The sequence below is a fragment of the Candidatus Stygibacter australis genome (assembly GCA_030765845.1).
Lineage (GTDB): Bacteria > Cloacimonadota > Cloacimonadia > Cloacimonadales > TCS61 > Stygibacter > Stygibacter australis.
Map to the genome: position 1 here is coordinate 22425 of JAVCDJ010000205.1, position 6570 is coordinate 28994.

4 protein-coding genes are annotated in these 6570 nt (G+C 39.7%); all 4 read left to right on the forward strand.

Annotated elements, in window-relative coordinates; genetic code table 11:
* Positions 1-246 precede the first annotated feature (246 nt).
* The 4 genes from RAO94_10805 (at position 247) to RAO94_10820 (ending at position 5113) form a co-directional block, all read left to right on the forward strand.
* Positions 247-933, forward strand: coding sequence for a dockerin type I domain-containing protein (locus tag RAO94_10805; GenBank protein MDP8322828.1), 687 nt, complete (start codon positions 247-249; stop codon positions 931-933).
* Between the two features lie 179 nt (positions 934-1112).
* A complete protein-coding gene (locus RAO94_10810) occupies positions 1113-2237 on the forward strand; it encodes an SUMF1/EgtB/PvdO family nonheme iron enzyme (protein MDP8322829.1) in 1125 nt (374 codons plus the stop codon).
* Positions 2238-2562: 325 nt separating this feature from the next.
* Positions 2563-3357, forward strand: coding sequence for a hypothetical protein (locus RAO94_10815; GenBank protein MDP8322830.1), 795 nt, complete (start codon positions 2563-2565; stop codon positions 3355-3357).
* Between the two features lie 19 nt (positions 3358-3376).
* The gene (locus RAO94_10820) at positions 3377-5113 is read left to right on the forward strand and encodes a hypothetical protein (GenBank protein ID MDP8322831.1); all 1737 of its coding nucleotides are present in this window, start codon (positions 3377-3379) and stop codon (positions 5111-5113) included.
* The last annotated feature ends 1457 nt before the right edge of the window (positions 5114-6570 follow it).

Consider the following 6570-nt stretch of genomic DNA (forward strand, 5'->3'; position numbering starts at 1 on the left):
ATATAATATCCTATTGTAAGATAATTCCCATTTCTAAAATAAAGGTAGGATGCGTAGTTTTTAACAAAAATCTTGACTAAAATTGGAGAAAGCAAACTATTTTGAATAGTAATAAATTATGATAAATAGGTTTATAGATATATAAGAGTGAAATAATTAAAATGGCATAATTGGAATAGTAGAGATGTATTTACTGATTGCTAAGATAAATTTTATGTATTTAACATATTTTAAAGGAGGTATTTTATGAACTTACGACGTTTGTATGTGTTGCTCTTACTGCTGATATTTGTTCTTCCAGTTATAGCAGCAATCGGGTGGGACGTGTCTGAATTAGCTTATCTTTCCTCAATGGAAGAAGATCTTGGACACATTGGAGAAGGCATTTCCAGTCTGGTTTATCTTTCTTCAATGGAAGAAGACCCTGGTCATATTGGAGAAGGCATTTCCAGTCTGGTTTATCTTTCATCTATGAGTGAAGAGGTGAATCATGTGGGTATTGGCATATCGGAGCTGGTGCTGCTTTCTTCTATGGAAGAGGATTTAGGGCATATTGGTGAAGGTATTTCCGCATTGGTTTATCTTTCATCAATGAGTGAAGAGGTGAATCATGTTGGCGAAGGAATTTCAGAATTATGTCTGCTGAGTTCAGTGCGTTATGGTGATGTTGATAATAATACGCTGGTAGAGAGCTTTGATGCATCATTAGTATTGCAGTATTTCTGTATGATGGAACCGCAAGGTGTTCCTTTGCCCTGGGAAGACTGGCGCCAGACTATCGCTGATGTAGATGGTAATACAGCTATCGAAGCTTATGATGCTAGCCTTATCCTGCAATATTCTGTAGATATGATAGACATCTTCCCCGTAGAAGAAGAACCAGTAGTAACCAGGAAAGAAGGAAGATCATCAACCGCTAAAGGCGCGAAATGACGCGAAAGAAGAAGATTAAGAAAAAATATTGAGTTAAGACCGTCTGGGAATGGTCTTCTTGGGAGGGTCGGGATTGACTTAAGATTTCTTCTGGAGGGTGTGTAAATGGTCGCCCTCAAGTCAATCCGGAGTACCGTCTTAACTCGATAGCTTAGCTTATTTAAATCTTATAGGAGTTTATGATGAAGAAGATATTTTTAGTTGTTTTGATTTTTATAGGGCTAAATTTGTTTTGTAATGAGATCCCTGTAGTTAGTAATGTAGTAGTGGAACAGCGTGATGATGGTTCATTTATAGTTGATATTAGTTATGATCTGCAAGACGCGGATGGTGATAGTATGCTGGTGAGCATAACAGCTTCGAATAACGAAGGTGAAAGCTGGAATTACTCGATCAATAATGTTAGCGGTGATATCGGGCTTGATATCACTTCAGGAACAGGTAAGCAGATAATCTGGGATTTTGCGGTTGATCATCCGGGAGTTCTGAATATCCCCACCATGATCAAAATTACTGCTGATGACCGTAATGGTGAAGGTGGATTTGAATGGTGCTACGTGGCATTTGGAACTTATACCTGGGGTGAAAATGATGTAATTCAGACAATTGATTACAATTATGAGATCATGAAGTATGAAGTAACAAATAGTCAGTATGCAGCATATTTACAAGAAGCACTTGCTGCAGGTGATATAGAAGTAGCAGTAACATCTGCTTCTGTTTCCGGTTATTATGCTGGGGATATAAATTATATAGCAGGAGATTACGAGTTTTATGATATGAGTAGTTATAGTTGCAGGATAAGCTGGGATGGCAGTAACTTTAATATTCAGGAAAGTTACGAAAACCACCCGGTTGTTGATGTAACTTGGTTTGGTGCTAATGCTTTTGCTTTGCATTATGATTTTAGATTGCCTACTGAGCAAGAATGGGAAAAGTCCGCGCGTGGGATGACCGGTTATGACTATCCCTGGGGTAACTCGCTCAGTGGAGATAGAGCTAATTATGATGATAGCGGAGACCCCTGGGATAATGGCACTACCCCGGTAGGTTTCTATAATGGTCAATTATATGAAGGATTTCAGACTATCGACAGTCCTTCACCTTATGGTTGCTATGACATGTGTGGGAATGTATTTGATTGGACAGACAGTTGGATGGATTCTATGAGCCGGGTTTTGCGTGGCGGGACGTGGGGCGACTACGGTGGCAGCGACTATTTGCGTTCCTGGCGTCGCTACAGCAGCGTCCCGACTATCGCTTTCGGCTCTTTCGGATTCCGTTGTGCCAGGACTCTCCCGTAGTTTGAATTTTGTTCTTTGAGTTTGTATTCTTTGGGGAAATTAATTTCCCCAAAGAATTTATCAACCGCTAAGGCGCGAAAGAAAGAGAAGAAGATGAAGAAAAGATATTGAGTTAAGACCAACTGGGTAGGGTTTTCAGGGGAGGATCGGGATTCACTAAAGATTTTTCTGGGGGTGGAAGTGGTTGTCCTCAAGTCAATCCGGAGTAGCGTCTTACCCGATAGCTTTGTTGGTACAAAAAAATATTTGACATATATCAACAGGAAATCCACTTATAGTTTGATTGATGAATTAAATGGTGAGAATAAAACACGAGTGAAGTAGTATGAAATTTCTGAAGATCTGTATTATTATTATGCTCAATTTGTGTCTGGTAGATTTATCTGCTGCTGGATTACTATTGCCCTGGAGTGCAAAATCAGCAGCGAGTAATTGTTGCGGATATATCAGCGGAGATAGTGGAGCGATATTCAGTTATCCCTCTTTGGGAGGAACGGGGATTTACTTCAGTAATACCAGAATGTATAATTTAGCTGAATTACCGCGATATATTCTGGCGGCAGGGACTGAGTGGCAGGATTTTACTCTTGGCTATGCCATCGATCATCTTCATCATCCCTTTTATAAGGAAACCAATCAATTGATCAATCTGGGATACGGCAATGAGAATTTTCGGGCAGGGATTAATATCCGTAATTTACTTATTGATATCAGTGAGGAGCCGATTGAGGGAGCATTTTTATTTGATCTGGGAATGTCATGGCAGCTCGAAACGTTGTCAAGTGCTGTTTCCTGGTTGAATGTAGGAGCTGGCACAATAGAAGAAGAAACAATTCCGATATATTTTGTGTGGGAGGCAAACTGGCAGGCAGTGACTGATGGTAATCTGGCAATAAGGATAGAGAAGGAAACGGGCTTTGAATTTCACCCAACCCTGGCAGGAGATTATTCTGTGAGCAGATCATTCAGGTTGATATCTTCATATAGTTTTTATCCGGGCAGTCTGGGTTGCGGATTTGAAATCATTATTGGTAAAATAGCAGTATCATATGGTTTGCAATATCATGAAGACCTGCAGGAGAGTCATTATCTCAGTCTGCAATATACGGCAGTTAATTAGTCTCGGTTTACTATTGTGGGTGTCAATAATCTGGGGAGTAGTGGATAGCGAGTTACTATATAATGAACAAGAAGCTATCAGCAGCCAGCCGGAAATTGAAATTGCACTTATTGAACTTCAGGAATCACCGGTAGCCATTAATTTTGAGAGTCTGGATAGATTACTAATCATCCCGGGTATAGAACCAGAAGAGATTAGAAAATTGCATGATATAGTAAAAGGCAGGCAAATTAAGAATCGTAATGAACTGATAAAGAAGGGTATGCCGGAAGATGTAATGCGACTTCTGGATACTTATATCACTTACAGCAGACCGGCAGAAAGCAAGATCAATATGGCATTAGTATCAGCATTTAGTGATACCAGTTTTACCAGGAGCAGTTTCAGGACGAAAATCCAGCAGGGAGATGTGGAACTGGGAATTTTGCTGGACAGAAGGGGAGAGGAAGCAGTTGAAGATGTTTTTCATCCCTTTTATTTTAAATATGATTGCTATCCCTGGCAGTTTTTGGTAGGACAATATACTGTCCGCTGGGGACAGGGAATTTTGCATGCTCCGGCTTTCAGAATGGGTTTTGGCAAGACAGCAGGGGGATTTTATTCGAGTTCAGACAATGTTATCAGACCATATACCAGCAGCTATGAGAATACATATTTTTCAGGATCGGCAGTGCAATATAAGCAAGGTGCATTTCGGGGGATAATCTATTTTTCCGAAGCTAAGCTGGCAGTTAATTATGCTGATAGTATGTTGATCAGTTCAATCACCGATGGCAGTGATGAAGAGGAGTTTTATACATTAGAAACCTGCCTGGGGGGAGCGTTATTGCGGGAATGGAGTAATTGGAAACTGGGATTACTGGCAGAACGGCTGCGTTATTCAGAAGAGTTTGAAAAAGAAGTTGGATGGGGAGAGCTGGAAAACTATTCGGGTTGGATTGAGTATAAGGGAAGAAATCTTCTGACTGGTGGAGAGATAGCATATTCAGAAGCTAAATGGGCAGGAAGTTTGACCTTGAAATATGGCAGTAGTAAGTTCAGGCAGTATTTGCTGTTCAGGAGGTATCAGGCAGATTTTCCTGATATTCATGGGAATCCTGCAGCAAGGAAATCTCATTTTGGGGGAGAGGAAGGCATTTATTATGGAATAACGCTCAAACCGGACAATAGATGGCGGATTGATATGTATGCTGACCTTTATAATTTCCCAGATAAACGGTATCTGATAGAACTGCCAACTGGAGGAGCAGAAGAGATGCTTAATGTGAAATACGGCAGGGGTGATAATTATCTGGAGATCTATGGACGGTATAGAAAAGCAGATCAGCATGTGGCAATTGATGATTCCAGTCTGGTGATACCCGTTGTGAATGGCTCTGGTCAGATTACGTTTAGTCAGGAAGTTGAAGATATTATCCTGCAGTCCCGAATGGGCTTTAGATGGGAAGAAAACACAGGTTCAGGAGAAATAAAGCGGGGGTTTGTGATCTATCAGCAGGCAGGCAGGAAGTTCGGAAATAGTAAATTATGGTTAAGGCTAACTGCTTTTCGGGGAGAATTACCATTGTATTTATATGAAAATAACCTGCGATACAGTAATAAACAGGTCTGCCTTACTGGAGATGGTTACCGGGCAGGTATATTGCTGATAAAAAACTGGAAATTTTATAAAGGTGAATTAAAATATTACTTTGAACATAATGATGATGGGGATGAGCAGGGATTGTTGATGGGAATTTCAATTATTAAGAAATAGTTTAGCCAATGATAATGTAATGTAAGAATTTTTACCACAGAGGGCACAGAGAAATGTAATGTAAGAATTATTAACCACAGACAGCACGGACTACACGGAAGAATGTAATGTAAGATTTTTTTAAGCAACGAACAAAACGAACTATTTAATAAAGAGTAGTGAATGATAGATTTTTTTTAATTGCTGCTGGTGCTGATTTATGCTGCGTAACCAGACCATCCCTGGTTTGATTTTACCTATCTGGGCGTACATCTGGCATTGGTGATAACTGATCGTCCTTAAGTCATTTCGATGAGTACATCGCCATAACTCGATAACTTGGTTGGGTGGCATGGTTTTTTTTATATAATCAAATATTGTTATTATTTTGATGTATTACGGGCTATACGTTATATTATTATTATTATACCATAATTAGCTAAAATATGAGATTAGTACACTTGTAACCCACAGGGAACCCACAGGGAGGGTACAGGGGGGTAAGAGATGGACTGATTATGGTGCTAAGAAATTATATTTAAAAGAGATATATTATGAATTGGGGTAATGAGGCTGAAAATGAGTAAATGGAACATCTGATACATACTGGAGTTGATAGTAAAAGAATAATCTTATCATAGAACTGGTGTATAATGAAGAAGATTTTTTAGAAGAACCACGGATTACACGGATAATGTAATCAGCCTCAGGCTGACAAGATGTAATAATTTAACCACGAATACCGCTAAATGACACGAAAATAGTATCTGTATCCAAAGCATCCCTGCTCTGGGTTAGATATAAAACAAAATTGACTTTCAACTGGCTGATTTTAGAAAAATACAAAGATCATATTTTACGCCTTTTTTAATTTATACCAGTCCTTAAGGAATAACTGAGTATCCTACGGGTAACAAAGGGGTATCTCAACTGGGCTACGCATAACATTATTTTGTTATGCGTAGCCCAGTTGAGATACTAATAGGTTACCAGTATGCTACTTAAAAGATGATGGGGGTGTGTTGGGATATTACTATTTAAGTCAGATGTGTACCGCTAACGGTATTCCGGAAGTGGGACGCAGATGACGGGCAGTTTGCGGGTAATAACTGTAGCGTTCGCGCCCCACCTGAGAGTACTCAGGAGTGCACGTCCACTTATATTGAAGTTTGGTAGTAACTGATCGCCAGAAGTCATGTCCGGAGTACCGCTCATAACTCCTGCTTAACGGGGCTGGATTTTTTGCTCTTATTTAGCACGTAGTGCTTATTTATTTGTAGTAAAATGAACCAGATTTCCACCAATTTCTTTTTCCCTCAACGGCTGTGTAGTTGAAGAAAAGGGAGCGGGGGGATCGTGTCATTATCCAATCTACAAATAATTATACTCTACGAGGAAAAATACTAAACTGGATTATGGACATGATGGGAACTACGAGCACCAGTTCATAGAAAAAAAAAGAGCTACGAGCTAGTGCT

Excerpts from the sequence above, each read along its gene's own strand:
- RAO94_10805 (MDP8322828.1), top strand. The coding sequence starts at position 247 with ATGAACTTACGACGTTTGTATGTGTTGCTCTTACTGCTGATATTTGTT.
- RAO94_10815 (MDP8322830.1), top strand. The coding sequence starts at position 2,563 with ATGAAATTTCTGAAGATCTGTATTATTATTATGCTCAATTTGTGTCTG.
- RAO94_10810 (MDP8322829.1), top strand. The coding sequence starts at position 1,113 with ATGATGAAGAAGATATTTTTAGTTGTTTTGATTTTTATAGGGCTAAAT.